This window comes from Dysgonomonas sp. PH5-45, from assembly GCF_029893235.1.
In the GTDB taxonomy this organism is placed as follows: domain Bacteria; phylum Bacteroidota; class Bacteroidia; order Bacteroidales; family Dysgonomonadaceae; genus UBA1309.
Map to the genome: position 1 here is coordinate 19,604 of NZ_JARXWE010000023.1, position 20,620 is coordinate 40,223.

The following is a 20,620-nucleotide window of genomic DNA, read 5'->3' on the forward strand; positions in this document are numbered from 1 at the left end:
ATAATTCATGGCAAAAGCGTCTACACAGTCTTTCAGCAAATGGAAAATCATAGTCCCCACGATACTTGGTTTTGGGGTGATAGTATATATGTTTGCAAAAGACTTTTTGGGGGAAACAGGCCCCGAAAATATGGCAAGCCTGAAGCAGGTGTCGTTCTCGTGGAGTATGGTGCTTTGGTTCGCTGTGGCTTTGTTGCTTATGGTGGGGCGCGATTTGGGCTTCACTATTCGCTACCGATACCTGACCGACAAACTACTTACATGGAAGCAATGCGTCAAGGTTACCCTTCTGGCCGAATTCGGTTCGGCAATAACCCCTTCCACTATTGGAGGGTCGAGCATGGCAATACTGTTTTTGACGAAAGAGAAAGTGCCCGTAGGTAAGAGTACAACCATCGTTTTTGTTACATTACTGCTCGATGAAATGTTTTTTGTGGTGACTTTTCCCATACTATTGCTGTTCATTCCATCGGAAACCCTTTTCCAAACAGGTTCGGCAATCGAAACGGGAGTTTTTGGGCTGTTTATGGCTGCTTACGTGATTAAACTATTCATCTGCTTGGGATTGATTGTAGGGCTATTCTTTAAGCCGCAAGCTATCCGTTGGTTGCTCATTGCCATATTTAAACTTCCATTTCTGCGCAGATGGCGCAACGCGGCCATTAAAGCGGGCGACGATATAATAATCAGTTCGCGCGAAATCAGAGGGAAACGCCTCAACTACTGGTTCCCGCTTATTGTTGCCACCATCCTGTCGTGGTGTTCGCGCTACTTAGTGGTGAATGCCATTTTTATGGCTTTCTTTGCCGTGTCGGACAATCTTCTGGTTTTTGCCCGCCAGTTTGTTATGTGGATTCTGATGGTGGTGAGCCCTACCCCCGGCGGGAGTGGTTTTACCGAAGTCATCTTTAACGGATATTTAGCGGAATTTATAGCCCTACCCGGACTTGTGCCTGTTATTATTCTTATATGGCGTTTGCTGACCTATTACAACTATCTTTTCATTGGCTCTATACTCGTTCCCCGATGGGCGAAGGATGCTTTTGGGAAGAAAGAATAGTAAGCCTGTTGGGCGATTTTTTTTAATTGTGGAAAACCTTTTTATCTCTTATATTTGTATTCATGCACAATTAAACACAAAAAAATGAGGATTAAGACAAATCTACTGGGTGTTTTTTTCTGTTTGCTGTTGGCTACATCGTGTACAACAATGAACTATATAGACATAGATGTACGTAAACCTGCCGAGATAACTATTCCTACCAGTGCGGAAAATATCGCGCTTATAGATATAACCCGCGCAGAAGGTGTTGCCGGCATGAGCACGGTAATGTGCGATGCCCTGTCGCAGTTTTTGGGCGAAGCTCAAAAATTTAATTCGGTTGTAGTATTTAAAGATACACTGTCGATGGGTAAAGAGACTTATCCTACCCAGTATGAAATAGCGGGTATTTGCAACGAAACCGCATCCGATGCCCTTTTTGTGCTGAACAGATACAACTTGGAGGTTAAGGAAACTTCTGCCGCAGACATGAGGTTTTTTGGCTTAAACCGAAATACCCTCACCCTTACGGTTGATGCTTTGTTGTCTGTTTTTCATAAAGACGGAAACATGATTGTCAACCCCATACAGGTATCAGATAGCCTGCGGTGGATAGAATTCAGGCGGGACAACAATAACGATGTGCTTGGCGATTCGTTGCCGCTGCTCGATGAGGCAAAGACCGAGATGGCTGTTTATATGGCAACCCAAATGGAGAAAAAGCTTGTTCCCTATTGGCAGCAGCAGGAGCGCTGGTATTATAGTGATGGTACAACCCAAATGAAGAGAGCAAAAGCCTTTGTAGAGGGTGACGAATGGCAGGAGGCGTTAAGTGTTTGGGCAGAAATTTATAGTAAGGAAAAAAAAGAATATAAGAAAGCTCGGCTGGCATCGAATATGGCTTTGGCTTACGAAATGCTCGACGATCTGGAACAAGCCCGCTATTGGGCAAATATTGCCGCAGAGCTGTTTCCGGTTCAGCCCCGGTTGAGCGAATACGAAGTTCTGGATAAGGAAAGGGCGGAAGCATATACAAAACGTTTAGAATTTAGAATAAAGGAATCAGATATTCTGGATCGACAGGAGAATAGATGATACCGGTAAACCGAAAAACGATATGAAAAAATTATATCTGATATTATTAATTTTAGCTGTAATAGTGCAAATGGATGCGAAAGAAAAAGAAACTCTGGTTTTAATCAAAACCGATTTAGGAAACATCAAACTGAAACTTTATAACGAAACACCTTTACATCGCGACAACTTCGTTAAAGTCACTAAAGACGGGGTGTACAAAGATCTCCTTTTCCATAGGGTAATAAAAGACTTCATGATTCAGGGAGGTGATCCCGAATCGAAAAATGCAGCCGACTCTGCTCTTTTGGGTAACGGAGATTTGGGTTATACCGTTCCTGCCGAATTCAGAGCACCCCAGCTCTTCCATAAAAAAGGAGCATTGGCAGCGGCACGTACGGCCGATAATGTGAACCCCGAGAAAGCTTCATCTGCCTGTCAGTTCTACATAGTTACGGGGCGTGTTTTTGCGGAAGCCGAATTGCAACAACTGGAAAAACAACGTTTCGAACGGCTGAAGCAAGCGGTATTTAACGAACTGCAATCGGCGCACATGAGTGTGATAAAAGACCTTTATGCAACGGGCAACCGTGAGGCATTAGCCGAACTTCGCAGCGAACTACAAACCGAAGCCGAAGCTACAGCCGAGGCACGCCGAAACGAAGCTCTGTTTACTCCCGAACAACGGGAAGTTTATACAACTGTGGGTGGAACCCCGCATCTGGACGGAGGTTACACCGTTTTTGGCGAAGTTGTGGAAGGCATCGATGTGTTGGACAAGATACAAAATATGGAAACCGACCGTAACGACCGTCCTAAGCAAAATATCAAGATGACTGTCAGTATCGTAAAATAAAACACAAATCGCCACTTCGGCAAATGTATTATTCTGAATAGTGATTGTGGAATTTATGGCTTCATCCTTCTCTATTAAAGAAACAATTTAAGTTTATGTTAAGGATTACGAAGCTTTTTTGGCTGGTTCTTTTTTTACTGTTGCTCCCTGCTTTGTCGTTTGCCCAGCGAGGGACGATAAAGGGCATCGTGTATTCCGATAAGGACAAGGCTCCGGTTGAATATGCCTCTATACAGTTGATGAAGGGGTCAGACAGTACTTACCTTGAAGGGGCTATAACCCCAAAATCGGGGGCGTTTTCGTTTAAGGTAAAGCCCGGACAGTACATTGTGCGCATATCATACCTCACGCTCAGAGATTCGGTAATAAATACATCTATAAGTCCTAACCATCTGCATTGCAACCTCGATACCATATACCTGCCCGAAAAAATGAACGAACTGGAGGGCGCAGTCATTGTGGGGCAAGCCCCCGATGTGGTAGTACGAAACGATACCATAGAATATAATGCCCGCAACTTTAAGGTGGGCGAAGAGGCCATGTTGCAAGACTTGGTAAAGAAACTACCCGGCGTGGAGTTCGATGCTGATGGTAACCTCACGGCAAATGGCAAACCTGTAACCAAAATATTGATAGACGGTAAAGAGTTTTTTGGTAGCGACATTCAGGTGGCGTTGGTTAATCTGCCGGCAAATATGATAGACAAGCTCCAGCTTTTTAAAGAAGAATCGGAAATGACTAAGCTTACAGGAATAAAAGATGGTGACGAAAAACAGGTTATGAATCTGAAAACCAAAGCGGAAATAAAGCAAAGCATTTTCGGGAATATAGAAGCCGGGTACGGAACCGACAACAGGTACCACAGCAAGGGTATGGTAAATTACATAACGGATGCCACTCAACTGGCCCTTATTGGCAATGCCGGCAATGCTACCGATAACATGAGCCTTCCGCAAGGGGCGGATTTTATGCTCCTGAGCGAAGGTAAGGATACTAATAAGAACATAGGTGCTAATTTCAGTTTGGGTAATGGAAAGAAGTTTTCTACAAACGGAAGTTTGATGTACCGTAATAACGAAAATAACACAACGAGGCACAGTAGTAACCAAACATTTCTGAACACCGGCGACAGGTTTAGTCAGTCTAACAATTTGAGACATAGGCGAAACAATACTCTGAATGCCGAATTCTCGTTCGATTGGAAACCTGACACACTGACCACTATCTTTTTCCATTCTTCCTTTGGGCATTCGGTACAGAATAGTGGTAACAGGTCTTCGTCTCTGTCGTACGTCAATGCCGATACAACTACCACGGCGGGGCATTCCTCCAATCGTTTGGTGAGCGATAATGGCGATTTTTCGCTTCACGCTGGCCGTAAATTCTCGAAAAAAGGCCGCTCGCTGAATCTTGCCCTAAGAGGTTCTTTCCGCAATGGAGATTCTGATGGAACAAACAAAACCACAACCATCTATCCGCATTCGGATGGGGTGGAGGTAAGCCTCGACCAGATAAGCAACACCGAATCGAAAGGAGGGAGTTTTGGGGCAACATTGTCGTACGTGGAGCCACTTACCGAAAAAGATTTTCTGAACGTATCTTATTCTTTTAACAGAAATACGTCGAAAAACGACCGTAGCACCCTGAAAAAAGATTCGGAAGGCAATTATACGTTGATAGACACGGCATATACCCGCTTCACGAAAAACGAACAAGTGAGCAATAATATAAACCTAAGCTTTCAGAGTATCAGGGAGAAATATAATTATAATGTAGGTTTTTCTATCAGTCCGTCCGTTTCAAAAAGTTTAGTCAGGATGCGCGATTCGTTGATTGAAGACGCAAGGCAATCGGTGGTTAACTTCAGTCCTTCGTTGGGTTTTTCTTATCGGCCTAACGAAAAAACGTCTCTCGATTTAAGATACAGCGGAAACACCGTGCGCCCGTCGCTCGGTCAGTTATCGGCCGATACTTTGGTGCATTCCACACAAAGCATGTCGTACGGAAATCCGGATCTGAAATCGGGGTTTAATAACAGCCTTAACCTTAACCTTATGAAGTCTAATACCGATAAACACTCTTATCTTTATGCTTCATTGAGTTTCAGTGCCAACATGAATACGATAACCAACTATACGATAATTGATTCGCTGGGAAACACCGAAACATCATACCGCAACGTAAACGGCAACATGAACGGGTCGCTATTCATGTATTATAATGCACCCATGCGCAACAAAAAGTTTAGGTATATGCTCAATCCTTACGGAAACTTTAGTCGTCGGAAGGGTTTTACTAACGGCCAACTATCTACAACAAACTCGTTTACGTTGGGGCAAACGTTGAGTATTTCGTTTCTTTCCGACAAATTAGACTGTGGATTAAAGACTTCGTTCTCGCACACCTTTGCCAAAAATAATCTGACTAATGCTCAGGACTTATCATCGACAAATTGGAGCATATCGGGCAATTTTACATGGAATCTCCCTCTCGATTTCGAACTCCACAGCGATGTGAAGTTTTCTCAAAACAGCGGTTATTCGTCCAGCTTCAAGAATAGCAGTATCCTCTGGAATGTTTCTGTTGCCAAAAAAATGCTGAAAAACAAAAAGGGATTGCTCAAATTTGGCGTTTTCGATATTCTGGACGACCGCAATACCACCACCCGTTATGTTTATGAGGACGGCATCTCCGAATCGCGCACTAATACGGTGAGCCGCTATTGCATGCTTAGTTTTTCGTACAAATTCAGTATATTTAAAGGAGGCGAATCTTCGGCAAACGACGATTTTGGAGGGATGTATTATTAAAGCAATCTGAAATACTAAAAGGCCGGATATGATATATGGATTTTCACATACCTTCCGGCCTCTTCTGTTTCTTTATATAGATTCTATTTTTTCAGATAAGCGAACGCGATTTGTCTCCCAGATACCCACCGTGATGGCGGGCGGCATAGTCTGAAGCCTTGAAGTTTATTTTCTTCATAGTGTTTACCACCAACAAATCGCCTATCACAGTCATTACGGTAGTAGATGTGGTTGGAGTGAGCCCAAGGGCACATACCTCGCCGGGGTTTCCTGTGAGCAGGCAGAGGTCGGCTTTTTGAGCCAGAAGGCTTTCGCCGTCGCTCGTGATGACAATAAACTTAATGGCGGGAATCAGAAGTTTCACCAAACCCAATAGTTCTATTATCTCGCGTGTTTTGCCCGAATTCGATATAACCAACATCACATCGTTGGGTTGCAAAACCCCCAAATCGCCGTGTTGGGCTTCGCTGGGATGCAGAAAAATGGCTGGCGTTCCGGTAGAACAAAAGGTGGTTGCAATGTTCTGTGCTATCTGCCCCGCTTTGCCCATACCGCTTGTAACGAGTTTGCCGCCATGGCGGTGTACTTGCTCAGCAATCAACTCTGTGGCTTCATTATAAACATCAGAGATAGGAATGTTGAGTATGGCTTCGGCTTCGGCCTTGAGGATATCTTGCATTTCTTTTTTTTCCATATCTGTTGGGGAAATAGTTGTGATTGCGCCTTATTAATTTGTTTTGTATTTGTACGATATTTTAGCCAGTTCGTCGTTGGCCTGTACTATCTTGGTTTTTAAGCTTTCTTTGTAAGCGGCAAGTTTTGCCTGCAAGGCTTCATCGCCTGTGGCAATCATTTGCAGGGATAGGATAGCGGCATTCAAAGCTCCGTTGATACCTACGGTGGCCACGGGTATTCCGGGAGGCATCTGCACTATTGCCAAAAGGGCATCCATACCGTCGAGCGACGAGTTGATGGGTACGCCAACAACGGGCAACGTGGTCATCGAGGCAATAACTCCGGGCAGATGTGCAGCCATTCCTGCTGCCGCAATAATAACTTTAATGCCTCGCGATTGGGCATTCTTTGCGAACGACTCTACCTGAGCCGGTGTTCTGTGTGCTGATAGGGCATTGATTTCGAATGGAATTTCCATCTCGTCAAGAAACTTGGCTGATTTTTCCATAACAGGCAAGTCGGACGTACTGCCCATGATTATACTAATAACAGGATTCATCGGGTTATCCTTTTTTTTGAGTGTTGAAGAAGAAAAAAATGACAAAATACAGGAAAACAACTGTATATATCAATCTCGTTTTTTTCCTGTATTTGTACGAATATTTTTACGAAACGCAATGGTAAAAATTACATTCCGATCAAAGCCTTATAATCGGCAGCCGAAAGAAGTCCGTTTACTTCTGCGGCATCAGTAAGCGATATTTTTACGATCCAGCCTTTTCCGTATGGGTCTTCGTTTACCAATTGAGGAGCGTCTTCCAATTCAGGATTTACTTCCAAAATAGTTCCGCTTACCGGTAAAAACAGGTCAGATACAGTTTTAACAGCCTCTACGCTACCAAAAACTTCATCTTTTGCAATAGTTTCGCCTTCGGTTGTGATGTCAACATACACAATTTCTCCAAGTTCGCGTTGTGCAAAATCTGTGATACCAATAAAAGCTTCGTTACCTTCTACACGAATCCATTCGTGATCGTTTGAATACTTCAAATTTTCAGGAAAATTCATAATTCTAATTTTTTTTAATTATTGAAATTGTTGTTATATTTTCGTTATTTAAACAGTCATTACAAAATAAACGCTTGCCCAAACCACCAAATAGGCTGCTACAAATCCTATGGCAAATCCGGCATATATCTGGCCATGTGTGTGGCGTTTCTGATACAGAAGCGAAACACCCAAACATCCTGCGAAGATAAACAATACCATGAACAAAAGAAAGGGGTTCTGCTTATTAACATTAAAACAAATTGCCATCATGGCGCCCAAAAGCCCTCCTATGCCCATCATGTGGACGCTTATTTTCCAGAAAAAGTTAATTACGATGGCCAGCAAGTGAACCAATACGGGAGCCGATATTAAGCCCAAGAACCATATTTGTACGTTGATGCCGTAAAAAAAATACACCAGACTCATGTTCGACAGCAGGCTCACAAAAAGCGGCATGACCCGTTCTTTGCGTTCGGGCATATCGAAGCTCGATATAAGCCTGAACCCTCTCATCACAGCAATAAAAAGCCCCGGAACGATAAACGTGAATAGCAATACATTGATGATTACTTTCCACTCCTGTCCTTCGAAGTAGTAAAAGAAATGAGAGTATGTCCACAGCATTATAACGCTATAGAACGACATCAGTAACGGATTTAGCGTCACCGTAAAGAATCGTGCTGTAATACTCTTAAAATTCATCCTTAAAAGATATGCGGCAAAATTAAAAAATATATTTCAGACAACGGACGCAATATTCAATTCCTTTCAGAAATCGTTTGTGTTGGAACAGGAAATGTGTCTGCTCCAGATGGTTGCGTATCAGAAAACGCTTATTCCGGCTGTATATTTTTTTGCTCAAAGGCAATTGTGATTTTTTAATATACCGGGCAAAGGCTTTGCGCATCTCTATATGGGGTTCTTTATAGACGGTGTGTCCTTGTTCTTTTTTTGTCAGCACATTTGGTTTTAAGTGCCGTCTGAAGCGGTTGAGCTTTTGGGTAGTAAAGGCAACCTTGCCTCTTGTCAGTATTTTCAGCCAGCAGAGCCAGTCGGTTATGTAGCCTACGTTTCCGTCCATACATCCTGCTTCGATAAAAGCATCTTTGCGGAACAGTACTGCGCTGGTGTTGGGGATAAAGTTTTTAATCAGAAAACAGCGTTCGATGAATTCCGGTCCTTCCATTACAAAGTCGCGGCTGAAGAGTTCCGGCTCATAACGGCGTGTGTATTCCTCCCAATCGCCTACCACATCTCCTTGGGCATCTATGTTGTACGACTGACAATAAGACAAAACAACCCCTTGGTTGCGGGTCATGTTGTTGTACAGCGTTTGCAGAAGGGTTGGTTCGGCCACATCGTCGCTTTCGGCAATCCAAATGTATTCTCCCTTGGCAAGGTTTATGCCTTTTGTCCATTGTTTTATGGTAGAGCCAGAGTTTTGTTCGTTGATAACGATGTGCGATACATGAGGGTTGTTGCGGTATTGCTCTATAATCTGGCGGCTGTTGTCGGGCGAACAATCGTCAAGAATAATAAGTTCGAAATCGTGGAAAGTCTGGTTCAGTATAGAGTCTATCCGCTCTTTGAGAAAAGCGGCATGATTGTAACTGGGAACGATAACTGAAACCATATGTTTTTTGTTGTGTGTATTTTTGTTTTCAAATCTCTTTGCGCAGGCGGGCAACGGGTATGCCCAGTTGCTCTCGGTATTTTGCCACTGTGCGACGGGCTATGAGGTAACCTTTTTCTTTTAGCAGTTCCGATAGCTTGTCGTCGGTGAGTGGTTTTTTCTTGTTTTCGTGCTCAACACAGTCTTTCAGTATGGCTTTTATTTCGCGCGAAGAAACCTCTTCGCCTACATCATTCTGCATCGACTCCGAAAAGAAATATTTCAGCGGATATACCCCAAAATATGTTTGTACGTATTTGCTGTTGCTGACGCGCGACACGGTCGAAATATCGTAGCCCGACAGTTCGGCCACATCTTTCAGTATCATCGGGCGCAGGCGGGTTTCGTCGCCTGTCACAAAAAAGTCGTATTGCAGCTCTATAATTGCTTGCATGGTGCGTTGCAGCGTTTCCTGCCGTTGCCTTATGGCTTCGATAAACCATTTTGCGGAATCTAACTTCTGTTTTACGAATAGGACGGCGTTTTTGGCATCGGCGGTCATGCTTTTTTTATTTCCGCTGTACCCTTGCAGCATATTGGCATATTGGCGACTGACCCTTAGTTCGGGTATATTGCGGTTGTTCATCGACAGAATTACCTCTCCGTTATGTACTTCAATGATGAAGTCGGGCACGATGGCATTGTTGCCAAGAGCGAACGAACTGTCCCATGCGTTGCCCGGTTTGGGGTTGAGCGATGTTATTTCGTGGATTATTTCCTTGAGCGTGCTTTCGTTGATGGAGAGGGTTTTTTGTATTTTTTCGAAGTGTCTTTTCGAGAACTCATCAAAATAATCGGTCAGTATCTTCTTGGCCAATGTATTGATTTCATTTTGCGGCAAACGTTCCATCTGCAACAGCAAACATTCTTGCAGGTTTCGGGCGGCTATACCCGCAGGTTCCAATTGCTGGATGATGTGCAAAACATGATTCCTTTTCTGTGGAGTGGCATCAATGTTTTGCTGGAACAGCAAATCGTCTGATATTGCGCTCAGTTCTCGCTCCAGATACCCGCTTTCGTCGATGCTACCGATAATGTATTCGGCTATTATCTGTTCTTCTTCGTTCAGGTTGCAAAGGTGCAGTTGGGCAAGCAGCGATTCGTTGAGCGACTCGGCTACGGCAAAAGGTATTTCTTCACGATGGTCTTCGTACGAGCGATTATTGGCGGCCAGCCTGTAATCGGGTATATCTTCTTCGTTCAGATAATCGCCAAGTGCTATATCGTCCTGTGTTATGCTGTCAGCATCGCTGTCGAAAAGGGTTTCATCGTCCGCATTCGGGTTGTTTTCGTCAAACCCTTCTTCAAGGGCAGGATTGTCTTCGAGCTCTTGCCTGATACGGTCTTCCAGTTCCAGATACGGAAGCTCGGTCAGTTTTATCACCTGCATTTGCAGAGGCGATAATTTCTGTTGTTGTTTTAGTTGTAGCTGTTGCTTTAAAGCCATGACAAGGGTCGACAATTTGTTCCGGTTACAAAGATAAAAACAAAGATGAAAAGAATATTGTTTCGTGTGCTTCAAAATAATATCCGTAAATTTATGAGATTTCGCCGGTTTTTAGGGTTGTATGGAAATATAAAAAGCAAAGTTTGCACTTGTCGCAAATCGGAGTTACTTTTGTTATTGATTGTATGATTTTTAATATATAAAGTGTTGTCCCTCTATGAAGAAGTTTCTGATTTTTATAATCGTCATGGCAACAATGCTCCCTGTTTCGGTACTGGCTCAAAACGTGGAATATAAGTTCCGTATCTACCTTACCGGCAAGGAAGGGGTTGATGCAGGTTCAGTAAAAGCCGGGGATTATTTGTCGCAACGCGCTTTAGACAGAAGGCAAAGACAAGGAATTGCTTTCGATGAAAAAGACCTGCCTGTAAGCGCGGCCTATACCGGTGCTGTTGAAGACTTGGGCTGTACTGTTGTGTCAAAAAGCCGCTGGATGAACACATTAGCCGTTCATTGTGCCGATTCGATGGTGGTAGATCGTCTCAAGCAATTACCCTTTGTGAAAGATGTTGTTTTGGTGTGGAGAGGTGTTCACAGAGCTAAAAAAAGAAAAGAGGAAAAAGACTTATCGGATAGAGCAAAGAAAAACTCTAACGAAGATTATTACGGATATAGCTTTAACCAGATAGCCGTCAATAACGGGCAACATTTGCACGAAGAAGGATACCGGGGCGAAGATATGCTGATTGCCGTTCTGGATGCAGGCTTCACTAATATAGATACGGTAAGGCAGTTTTATAGAATGAATGTTGTTGACACAAAAAACTTCGTTTATGGTGAGGACAATATGTTCAAGAGTAGCCAACATGGGTTGAATGTATTGTCGTGCATGGCGATAAATCAGCCGGAAGTTTTTGTAGGAACAGCACCTGAGGCCAACTATGTTTTACTGCGTACGGAAGATGATAACTCGGAATTTCCCATAGAAGAAGATTATTGGATTGCCGGAGCCGAGTATGCTGACAGTATAGGAGCCGATTTGATAAACTCGTCGTTGGGATACACACACTTTGGGAACAATGGATATACTTATGGCTATACAGTAAACGACTTGGACGGAAAAACGGCTTTCACCACAAAAGCTGCCGATATTGCCATACAGAAAGGAATGTTGGTAGTATGCAGTGCCGGAAATGAAGGAGCGAAAGAATGGCGAAAAATGTCTGTGCCCTCCGATGGCGAGTGGGTGCTGGCGGTAGGTGCTGTTGATAAAGACTCGCTTTTAGCGGGGTTCAGTTCGAGAGGCCCCTCGGCCGATTTCAGGATAAAACCCGATGTTATGGCCGTAGGAAAAGATACCCATATATTGTCGTCTAGTGCATATATTATCAGCAGTAATGGGACTTCTTTTTCCAGCCCCGTGCTTTGTGGCATGATTGCCTGTTTGTGGCAGGCGTGCAGGGGGGCAACCAATTATCAGATAATTCAGGCGGTTCGTGAGGCGGGCAACCGTTTCGACAGCCCCAACAACGACTATGGGTATGGCATCCCCGATATGGAAAAAGCCTTGCAGATTGTACAAGACAAGATGGGTGTGGTGCAGGCCGATAAGACAGGGAAGCAGGCAACCTTCCGTATCACATCCGACAGTATAGGCTCTGTCAGGGTAGAAGATATATCCGGCAGGGGCGACGTTTATACTTTACAGATAACCGATTTGCTGGGGCGGGTACTTGTTTCGGAACGATTTTCGGAAAGTAAAACCTATACCTTAAAGGCCGCGCAAAAAATGCTCTACATAATAAGCCTTACCGGACGGGGAGAAAAAGAAACATACAGATTCCTGTTCTGACAGGGTAACCCTCACCCTCAATATTTATTCTATGGACAACATACCGTCAATATCCCTCCACGAACTGAATAGTCTGATACGGACTGTTGTAGACGAGTCTTTGCCCCGGTATTTGTGGGTAAGAGCCGAAACGAGCGATGTACGTGTGAACCAGAACGGGCATTGCTATCTGGAGTTCATAGAGAAAGATGCTTCGGGCAAAAACGTAGTAGCTAAAGCCAGAGGTGCTATCTGGAGTAATATTTTCCGGATGCTGAAGCCTTTCTTTGAGCAGGAAACAGGTCAGGCGTTTACTTCGGGGTTGAATGTGTTGGTGCAGGTGAGTGTTGACTTTCACGAACTGTATGGCTTTAGCCTTACGGTACAGAATATAGACCCCTCATATACTTTGGGCGATCAGGCTCGTAACCGGGCACGGATAATAAAACAGTTGGAAGACGAAGGTGTTCTGGATATGAATAAAGAACTGAAATTGCCTCAGCCAACTAACCGGATTGCCGTAATCTCGTCGCCCACGGCTGCGGGATACGAAGACTTTTGCAATCAGTTGCAAAACAATCAGAGGGGATTTGTTTTCTACACAAAATTGTTCCCTTCCATTATGCAAGGCGATAAAACCGAGCCGTCGGTAATAGCCGCATTGGAGAGCATATATGAACACAGGGAGTGTTTCGACGCCGTTGCCATTATCAGGGGAGGAGGGGCGACTTCCGATTTGAGCTGCTTCGACTCTTACCTGCTGGCAGCCAATTGTGCACAATTTCCCTTGCCCGTAATTACAGGTATAGGGCACGAGCGCGACGAAACGGTTTTAGACATAGTGGCTCATACCCGCGCAAAGACGCCTACCGCCGTTGCCGAATTCCTGATAGGGCAGATGGAATCTTTATCGGGCCATTTGCTGGATATCCAACACAGTTTATCGAAAACAGCTACGCAAAGGCTGCACGAGGAAGAAATGCGGATAAATGCAACGCTGGCACATCTGTCTTATAAGTATAAAGAAACAATGCAGCGACAATCGGCAGATATAACTAAACTATCCGTTTTGTTGAAAAATACTGTAAACAGCAGCTTATCGGAAGAGAAACATTTTCTGGAAATGAAAGAACAGCACTTGCGGCTTATTTCGCCTCAGAATATATTGAAAAAGGGCTATACCCTTACCCTCCGCAGTGGTAAGATTGTGAAATATGCCGGCGATCTGGATATTGGCGACGGAATAACAACCTTATTTGCCGATGGCAGAATAGAATCGATTGTTCAGAAGAAAAATAAATAAACGCAAATATGGCAAAAAAAGAAAAAACATATACAGAGGCTTTGCAGGAATTGAAAAACATACTTGCGGAGATTGAAAACGATGATGTTGATTTGGATATTCTAATAAAAAAGACCAAAGATGCAACCCAACTGATTTCGTTGTGTAAAGAAAAACTTTACAAAGCCGACCAAGAGGTTCAGAAACTGCTGGATGATATAGAGTAAAATATTTAGAGAATTGTTGTTTGTGCTGTAAGAGTTGTGTATTAGTTGTTGTTTCTGCCCCATTTATCCGTATATTTCGTTGAATGGGGAATTGAAAAATTCGTCATCACCATCGGTAAATTCTTTTACTGTATCTATAAACAATTGCAATCCACCCTCTTCCACAAACACCAACCATACTTTTTGGCTGTATTCTTCGTCCTCATAAAAACCGTTGAATAGCTCTTTCAGATAATCTTCCACTCCTTTGTCGATAGTCAGGTATTGTTCGGGATCGTATTTTACCTTTATCAAATAGAAATCTCCCCGTTTTTTTATTTCCAGATAAGTTCCAAGTGCCATATTTGTCTTTCTGTCGGAAAGCTGTAAGCCAATGCAAGGAAAATCTACGCCCTTTCGCACTTCTAAGTTAACTGTTCCGTTAAGGATGGAAATTTTTCGCGGACTAAACGATGTGTTGTTTTTAGCGTCTTTCTCTTCGATATTGGTAAAATTTTTCCATACATATTGTTCTTGGTAGAGAGCCTTTGTGTTTTTGGGAACTACAAGTATAACGTCTTCAAAGTATTGCTCTCCAAAATCGAAAATAGACTGGGCGGTGTATGAAATATCGTAGCAAGTAGGGTACTTTTCTTCCATATCCTTTAAATTCAATGGGTTTTCCCATTTAACTTCAATTCTTTTCAGCGCACTGCAACTGCGAAAAGCATTTACTCCAATATATTTTACCGATTTAGGAATTGTTATTGCCTCAACTCCGCTTTCCCTGAATGTTTGCTCGCTAATGCCCGTTACCCGATATTGTTTGCCTTTGTAACGGATAGTTTCGGGGATAAGAATATCATCGTAATAGTCGCCTTCGCCGTCAAAATCGTCGCCCCTGTAATCGATAAGGTAAGTAACTTCAACTTCGTCTGCTGTTCCTTCTACGAAATTATAGTAAATCCCGTTTTGTTCAAAATGATATGCTTTGGCCTGCATAGCACCGAAAAGAACGGCAAACAGAACTATTATTGCTTTTTTCATACCATCTTTATTGTTGTTTTTCAAGGAAATATATCAATGTAATAAATTGTCCAAATTTAGCAAATATTTGATAAACAAGGATGATTATAGATTAAAAACCCCCTCAGAACACGTTCCGAAGGGGCGATTCTCGTTTTTATTAAAAAGACTATTGTTCGATAATCTTTTGGGTTATAGTAGTAGAATTACCTTTAATGGAAAGGAGATAAACCCCTGCGGGAACGGAGGAGGCATCTAACGTGTTATGCCCTTCATTAAGGCTGCCTTGCATTATTATTTTTCCTGTCAGACTAAATAGCTGATAGCCGGTCGCTTTTTCTGCAACCTCAACAAATAATTGGTCTTTAACAAAAGTGGGATAAACTTTGAATGGAGATTGTTTCCCTCCTTCTGCAACGATGCTCGATGGTGTTGTTGAGTTGCCTTCAGTTATTATCAGGCTATAATCCTGATGGTAGGGTTCTTCCGAAGTATAATCTTCGACAAGAGTACCTTTGTGCGAAACAGTTATAGTATATTTGCCCAAAGGGTTGGGTACATCTATCCGTTCAAAATTATCGACTTCGTTATTGCCCGTTGTTGCTGCATTGGCCGGATTTTTCCCATCCAATTTCCAAGGGTAGAATTTGTTTCCGGCTTCATCTTCAAGCACAACGTCCAAATCGTTTACCAACGATTTCTCTTCCCAGTCTACTATCCTGTCGGCGATTGGTCCTGCCGGATCGGTCCACGAAATGGAAACCCTTAGCGGAAGGCCGGAATCGACATATATGTCTTTCGTATATATCTGTCCGTTGTCCAGAGTGTTTTCTTCTATAACGGAGCCTTTGTCTTTGCTTATGATAGCCGATGCCGCATCTTCTATGTTAGCCACACCCCAGCCGAAACCGTAGTCGGGGCCATCGTCTGCTCCTGCTTCGAGTGCTGTATGTTGCAACAGCCCCCTAACAGTAGCCGAGTTCATATAGTTGCCATACAGGTCGTTGTAAAGTTGCTGAATGAGCAATATGCCAGCCGTAATAGCGGGCGAGGCCATTGATGTTCCATCCAGTTTGCTGTATTCATCATATCCCGTAGAGGTGGAAGAATATACCGATACGCCTTTGGCTGCCAAGTTGGGCTTTATACGACCATCGTCGGTGGGCCCTGTGTTACTGAATGCGGCAAGTCGCACAGTTTCGGGCGTATAATATGCTATCGGCTCTATGGCTGCTATTGTCAACACGTTTTTCGAGTTAGAGAAGCTTATAGTCAATTCATAGCCATTCTTCTTGGGGTTGAGCACCATAGCTCTTTCGCGGTCGTTGGCTGCGGCTTTCACAACCTGATATTTTGGGAAAGTGTATGCAATCTGGTCGGTTATGCCTGCTTCTCTGTCGTATGCACCGAAAATCCATACCTGAGCCCTGAACGTTGAAGGGTTATAAGAATGGTTTGAAACCAGATATCCTTTGGCTGCAAATTCGGCCATTTCTGATTTGTCGTTGTTCCATTGGTAATTCATTATACTGGATTTGGAGGCTAATCCTTTTGCCTCGGGGTCAACGCCCATAGCGGCAATAGTTCCGCAAACATGGGTGGTGTGGTGCGATAATGACCCGAAAGTCTTTTCCATATAATGAATCTTAGATTCTTTGTCTTCGCTCTCTTTAAACTCCTGATGCTTGGGCGAGGCCATGCCTGCATCCCAAACTCCGGCCACCATATCTTCTCCGTTGATATCCAACTCTAAACGACCTCCTTTGTACAAGGCATCTGTGCGGATGATTGCAGCCGATTCTCTGTTTGATGTTTGATAATACACGGGGTTGCCGTCTGCATCGATGTCTACCAACTGATAGTCGCCTCCTTGGTCTGATTGCAACGAACGCTTAACAAGCGGGTGCTTAGTCAAATACTCGGTGATGCGTTTGTCTCTTTCTGCTTTTTGTGTTTGTAGTCTTTTCAGTAATGATGATACTCGTTGTGGATTTAATTCGTCTATATTTTTTTGTCTATCGTTTGCGGTTTGCGAATTTAATGTAAGGCTAAAAAGCGTTATTGTGGCTAACAGTAAACTTCTTTTAATCGTCATTAGGGCATTAAGATTATTCAATATTAAGTAATTACTGTCAAAAATACTATAAAAAAAGGTTATTGGGTACTGTTTATATATGTTTTAGAAAAGAATAATACTACGCCCGGATGGATTTTTACGTTGATCCTCTATTTTTTTATCTTTGACATAAAAAAGCTATGCATCAAGATGGTTATAGTCTATTAAGTATTCAATAAAAATTAATGACGTATTTTGATTTTATTTTATGTAAATACTAACATCGATTCATTATTAACGTCTTTTTTATCCCAATTCTGTATATCTTCAAACTTTTTGCATTTTTCGGATAAAACAAATGCTTCTATTCTATTGAAGATACTTTGTACATTCTTCCGGAGTATGGCACCATTGGGATGCTTTGAACTTATAATTGTTCCATCTTTAGTATGATGTTCGAAGAGTATCTTTACATTGGTAGGAATATACGTTTTTTGATTAGTGACTGTATCTCTAACCTCAATATGTATCATCGCTTTTTTCTTTGGATCTTTTTTCGCCTTCCCTTTTTGGTCAAAAACTATCCGCAATGTAAGTGTTTCCATAAACGCTTAATGATTAGTGTTTTTCCAAAGGTAGAAAATTTTTCTACCACTTTTTCTACCAAACATCAAAACAGTAGAAAATTAACGAAATAACATGGGATATTGTGGGATATAGTGGGACAGTTAAAGACTGAGGAAAACAGTATTCCAAACCGTATTAAAACAAGAAAGCCCGCTGTTTAAGCGGGCTTCTGAGTACTCGGAGCGGGAGTAGTTCAGTATTCAAACTGCTTTTGACGGTTTTTAACTCATTGATGCTCAATACCTGTACGTTACGATATTTATTTTTTATCCATTTTAATTGTATATAATTGAAAAATTATCCCTAATTTTATCCCTGAATCAATTTTAAGGGATAATGGAAGTGCCATGGGAAATCAAGGGATGGAGAAAGATATACAATTTCGTTTAATTGCAGTAAGACCATTAAAAGAATGTGCAAGACACATTCGTAAGATATTGAAAGAGGATAAATTATATTTCTTCTATCAAGACTATCAAGAGTCAGAAAATGCGATTCCTGAAAAGAGAAAAAATAGTCAAGGTATCCCTAAGGACTTTTACACTCTACGAACAAACTCAAATAAAATTAATATAAATATATCTGCTATAGTTGGGAAAAATGGTGATGGGAAAAGTTCTCTGATAGAATTAGCCATGAGAATACTTAACAATTTTGCATGTGTTACAGGATATAAATCAATTCATGATGATTTGCATTATGTCGAAGACGTATATGCGGAACTTTATTATGAAATACAAGAAAATGACAAAGAAAACAATAATAAGCCAAAAATCTCCCTGTACTTAATAAAGATAAAAGGAAGGCAAATATATTGGGCAACTATGTCTAGCCAAGAAGAGAAGTTAGGCAATTGGACTTATAAAGAATTTGAGTCAAATGAAACAAATTTACAAGAACTAAAAAAACATGAACATTTACTTTTTTACACACAAGTAGTAAATTATTCTCTATACGCATATAATGTAGTTGATTTTGCTAAAGAGTATATCGAAACTAGCTATTGTTGGCTAGATGGAATATTTCATAAAAATGATGGTTATCAAACACCCATTGTTCTTAACCCATTTAGAGATAGAGGAATAATTGATATTAATAAAGAAAATAATTTAGCAAAAGCACGATTAGCAGAACTGTTTTTAAATGATTGTCAACACGGAGAAAAAATTGAAGAAAATTCATATAGAAAGGTTGATGATAAATTATATGCAAAAACGATTAATACAAAATTAAAACTGCACAATAAAGAACAAGAGTACGTATATGATTTTATAGGAAGGACTTTATATTCTGACACATCTTTTGGTACTGTTGCTGATATTGATGGAAATACAAATTCTCTTTTGCGCAAAGATGAAGATTATGATGTTAAGAAAAGTCTAAAATTTATTGAGAGCATTGTATCTCAATTAGATGGATTAATTGGGAAACGGAGTCCTCTTAATAAAACAGATAGACTAAATAGATGGAGTGACATTTTGAAAGACTATCTAAGTATAGAACGAATACAAAGACATGAATCTGAAATTGAAAAAATATTAAACTCAATACTTCGGTATATAGACGTTTTTTTAAGCATACTAGAAAATACTGAAAAATCAAATCTTGAAACAGTTGAAAAAATCCAGAATATCGCAAAAAAACTTAAAGAATCTAGCCTTTCAAAACTTAATTTTATACAATTGCAGAGATTAGCTCTTGTAAACTATTGTGAAACTAAATGGAATTATCGATTACCAAAAACTAATGTTCATACAGAGATAGACAATTACATAAGGTCTTACATAATATATAAAACAATATCAATAATAGATAAATATCCTGATTATAAGGAATATACAGATATACACAAGGGACAACATCATTTAAATTTTTTAGAGGAACACGATATCAATCAAGAAATAAAAGATGAGTTTGATAAAGCTTTTAATTTACTATTGGATGATATTAAGAACGATAAAACTCATGTGACATTGAAGTTAAGGCGTGCTCTTGTATTTTTATATATGAATCCTTATCGAAAGGATATTGATTTTATTAATAAACATTTGAATGATCCTGATAAATGGAATGGAATGCCCTCTTCTATTCCATTGTATGATTACTATAGTAATGTAAAAGATTTAGTGGGCAGTGAGTTATGCCTAAAGAAATTCGCAATTAAAGATATTAATTTACAAGAATTATTACCTCCGCCTATATTTAATTTTGATATTGGATTCGAGCTACATCAAGAAACAATTGGAACAGAATTGAAACGAAATAATCAAAGTAGTAATATTTTATTATCAGATTTAAGTTCAGGACAGCGACAATTGTTATATTTTGTAAGCTCTGTTATTTATCACTTGAGGAATCTTAATTCAGTAAAAAGCAAGAAATCAAATAAAGTAGCCATAAAATATTCTCATGTTAATTTGATTTTTGAAGAAGTCGAACTTTATTTTCACCCAGAGTATCAAAGAATTTTGATTAATTATTTGTTAACTAGCTTAAACAAAGTCTCATTACCTGATATTTCTAGCATAAATATTTGCTTTAGCACTCATTCTCCTTTTATTCTATCTGATATACCTAAACAGAATGTGTTAATGCTGCAAGAGGGAGAGATGGCATCAATGGATATAAACACATTTGGTGCGAATATAACAGACTTACTAGCCAATACTTTTTTTCTAAATAAGAGACTTATTGGTGAGTTTGCTTATAATAAAATTAGAGAAATAGTTGAGTGGCTAGACGAAAAAAATGAAGATAATAAAAATAATGCCATTTATTATAAAAATATTATAAAACTAATAGACGAACCCATTGCACAAAGAAAGTTATCAGAAATGTATGATAAAAAAATGGGAGAATATTTAGAGGTTGAAATGCTAGAAAAGCAAATAAATTATTTAAATAAATTAAAAGAAAATGCTTCACATAAATTCCAATCTAATCAAAATAAGAAAAGCTGAGAAAAA

The 20,620-nt window shown here is 40.9% G+C and carries 17 protein-coding genes; 8 read left to right on the forward strand and 9 right to left on the reverse strand.

The genetic code is table 11. The features are described 5' to 3' along the window. The first annotated feature begins 7 nt into the window (after positions 1 to 7). From M2132_RS08965 to M2132_RS08980, 4 genes are all read left to right on the forward strand, one after another. Entirely contained in the window at positions 8 to 1,060 is a 1,053-nt protein-coding gene (locus tag M2132_RS08965) for a lysylphosphatidylglycerol synthase transmembrane domain-containing protein (RefSeq protein ID WP_280673032.1), read from the forward strand. Positions 1,061 to 1,144: 84 nt separating this feature from the next. Further along, the gene (locus M2132_RS08970; protein ID WP_280673031.1) at positions 1,145 to 2,137 is read left to right on the forward strand and encodes a DUF6340 family protein; all 993 of its coding nucleotides are present in this window, start codon (positions 1,145 to 1,147) and stop codon (positions 2,135 to 2,137) included. Positions 2,138 to 2,159: 22 nt separating this feature from the next. Continuing rightward, positions 2,160 to 2,972, forward strand: a complete 813-nt coding sequence (locus tag M2132_RS08975; RefSeq protein ID WP_280673030.1) for a peptidylprolyl isomerase — start codon at positions 2,160 to 2,162, stop codon at positions 2,970 to 2,972. Between the two features lie 95 nt (positions 2,973 to 3,067). After that, complete coding sequence (locus M2132_RS08980) at positions 3,068 to 5,782, forward strand: outer membrane beta-barrel protein (protein WP_280673029.1); 2,715 nt, start codon at positions 3,068 to 3,070, stop codon at positions 5,780 to 5,782. Positions 5,783 to 5,873: 91 nt separating this feature from the next. Here M2132_RS08980 and M2132_RS08985 read toward each other — a convergent pair whose 3' ends face one another. The 6 genes from M2132_RS08985 to rpoN all read right to left on the reverse strand — a co-directional run bounded on the left by M2132_RS08985 (position 5,874) and on the right by rpoN (position 10,626). Next, positions 5,874 to 6,476, reverse strand: a complete 603-nt coding sequence (locus M2132_RS08985) for an SIS domain-containing protein (RefSeq protein WP_280673028.1) — start codon at positions 6,474 to 6,476, stop codon at positions 5,874 to 5,876. Between the two features lie 33 nt (positions 6,477 to 6,509). Then, positions 6,510 to 7,016: a 5-(carboxyamino)imidazole ribonucleotide mutase gene (purE, locus tag M2132_RS08990; RefSeq protein WP_280673027.1), complete on the reverse strand. Its 507-nt coding sequence runs from the start codon at positions 7,014 to 7,016 to the stop codon at positions 6,510 to 6,512. Positions 7,017 to 7,144: 128 nt separating this feature from the next. Next, positions 7,145 to 7,525: a glycine cleavage system protein GcvH gene (gene gcvH, locus M2132_RS08995; protein WP_280673026.1), complete on the reverse strand. Its 381-nt coding sequence runs from the start codon at positions 7,523 to 7,525 to the stop codon at positions 7,145 to 7,147. Positions 7,526 to 7,573: 48 nt separating this feature from the next. Next, positions 7,574 to 8,209 carry a hypothetical protein gene (locus M2132_RS09000; protein WP_280673025.1) on the reverse strand — a complete coding sequence of 212 codons (636 nt, stop codon included), beginning with the start codon at positions 8,207 to 8,209 and terminating at the stop codon, positions 7,574 to 7,576. A 22-nt stretch (positions 8,210 to 8,231) separates the two neighbouring features. Further along, positions 8,232 to 9,140, reverse strand: a complete 909-nt coding sequence (locus M2132_RS09005) for a glycosyltransferase family A protein (RefSeq protein WP_280673024.1) — start codon at positions 9,138 to 9,140, stop codon at positions 8,232 to 8,234. A 28-nt stretch (positions 9,141 to 9,168) separates the two neighbouring features. Then, the gene (rpoN, locus tag M2132_RS09010; protein WP_280673023.1) at positions 9,169 to 10,626 is read right to left on the reverse strand and encodes an RNA polymerase factor sigma-54; all 1,458 of its coding nucleotides are present in this window, start codon (positions 10,624 to 10,626) and stop codon (positions 9,169 to 9,171) included. Between the two features lie 217 nt (positions 10,627 to 10,843). Here rpoN and M2132_RS09015 point away from each other — a divergent pair, with 217 nt between their 5' ends. The 3 genes from M2132_RS09015 to xseB are packed head-to-tail and all read left to right on the forward strand — an operon-like array spanning position 10,844 to position 13,966. Then, entirely contained in the window at positions 10,844 to 12,478 is a 1,635-nt protein-coding gene (locus M2132_RS09015; protein WP_280673022.1) for a S8 family serine peptidase, read from the forward strand. Between the two features lie 31 nt (positions 12,479 to 12,509). Beyond that, a complete protein-coding gene (gene xseA, locus M2132_RS09020; RefSeq protein ID WP_280673021.1) occupies positions 12,510 to 13,760 on the forward strand; it encodes an exodeoxyribonuclease VII large subunit in 1,251 nt (416 codons plus the stop codon). 8 nt (positions 13,761 to 13,768) lie between these two features. Then, positions 13,769 to 13,966, forward strand: a complete 198-nt coding sequence (gene xseB / locus M2132_RS09025) for an exodeoxyribonuclease VII small subunit (RefSeq protein ID WP_280673020.1) — start codon at positions 13,769 to 13,771, stop codon at positions 13,964 to 13,966. 63 nt (positions 13,967 to 14,029) lie between these two features. Here xseB and M2132_RS09030 read toward each other — a convergent pair whose 3' ends face one another. The 3 genes from M2132_RS09030 to M2132_RS09040 all read right to left on the reverse strand — a co-directional run bounded on the left by M2132_RS09030 (position 14,030) and on the right by M2132_RS09040 (position 17,632). Then, complete coding sequence (locus tag M2132_RS09030; RefSeq protein WP_280673019.1) at positions 14,030 to 14,992, reverse strand: leucine-rich repeat protein; 963 nt, start codon at positions 14,990 to 14,992, stop codon at positions 14,030 to 14,032. Between the two features lie 148 nt (positions 14,993 to 15,140). Next, complete coding sequence (locus M2132_RS09035) at positions 15,141 to 17,066, reverse strand: S8 family serine peptidase (protein WP_280673018.1); 1,926 nt, start codon at positions 17,064 to 17,066, stop codon at positions 15,141 to 15,143. Between the two features lie 227 nt (positions 17,067 to 17,293). Continuing rightward, positions 17,294 to 17,632, reverse strand: a complete 339-nt coding sequence (locus M2132_RS09040; RefSeq protein WP_280673017.1) for a hypothetical protein — start codon at positions 17,630 to 17,632, stop codon at positions 17,294 to 17,296. A 369-nt stretch (positions 17,633 to 18,001) separates the two neighbouring features. On the opposite strand from M2132_RS09040, the gene M2132_RS09045 reads away from it, so the two are divergent. Further along, entirely contained in the window at positions 18,002 to 20,614 is a 2,613-nt protein-coding gene (locus M2132_RS09045) for an AAA family ATPase (RefSeq protein ID WP_280673016.1), read from the forward strand. The last annotated feature ends 6 nt before the right edge of the window (positions 20,615 to 20,620 follow it).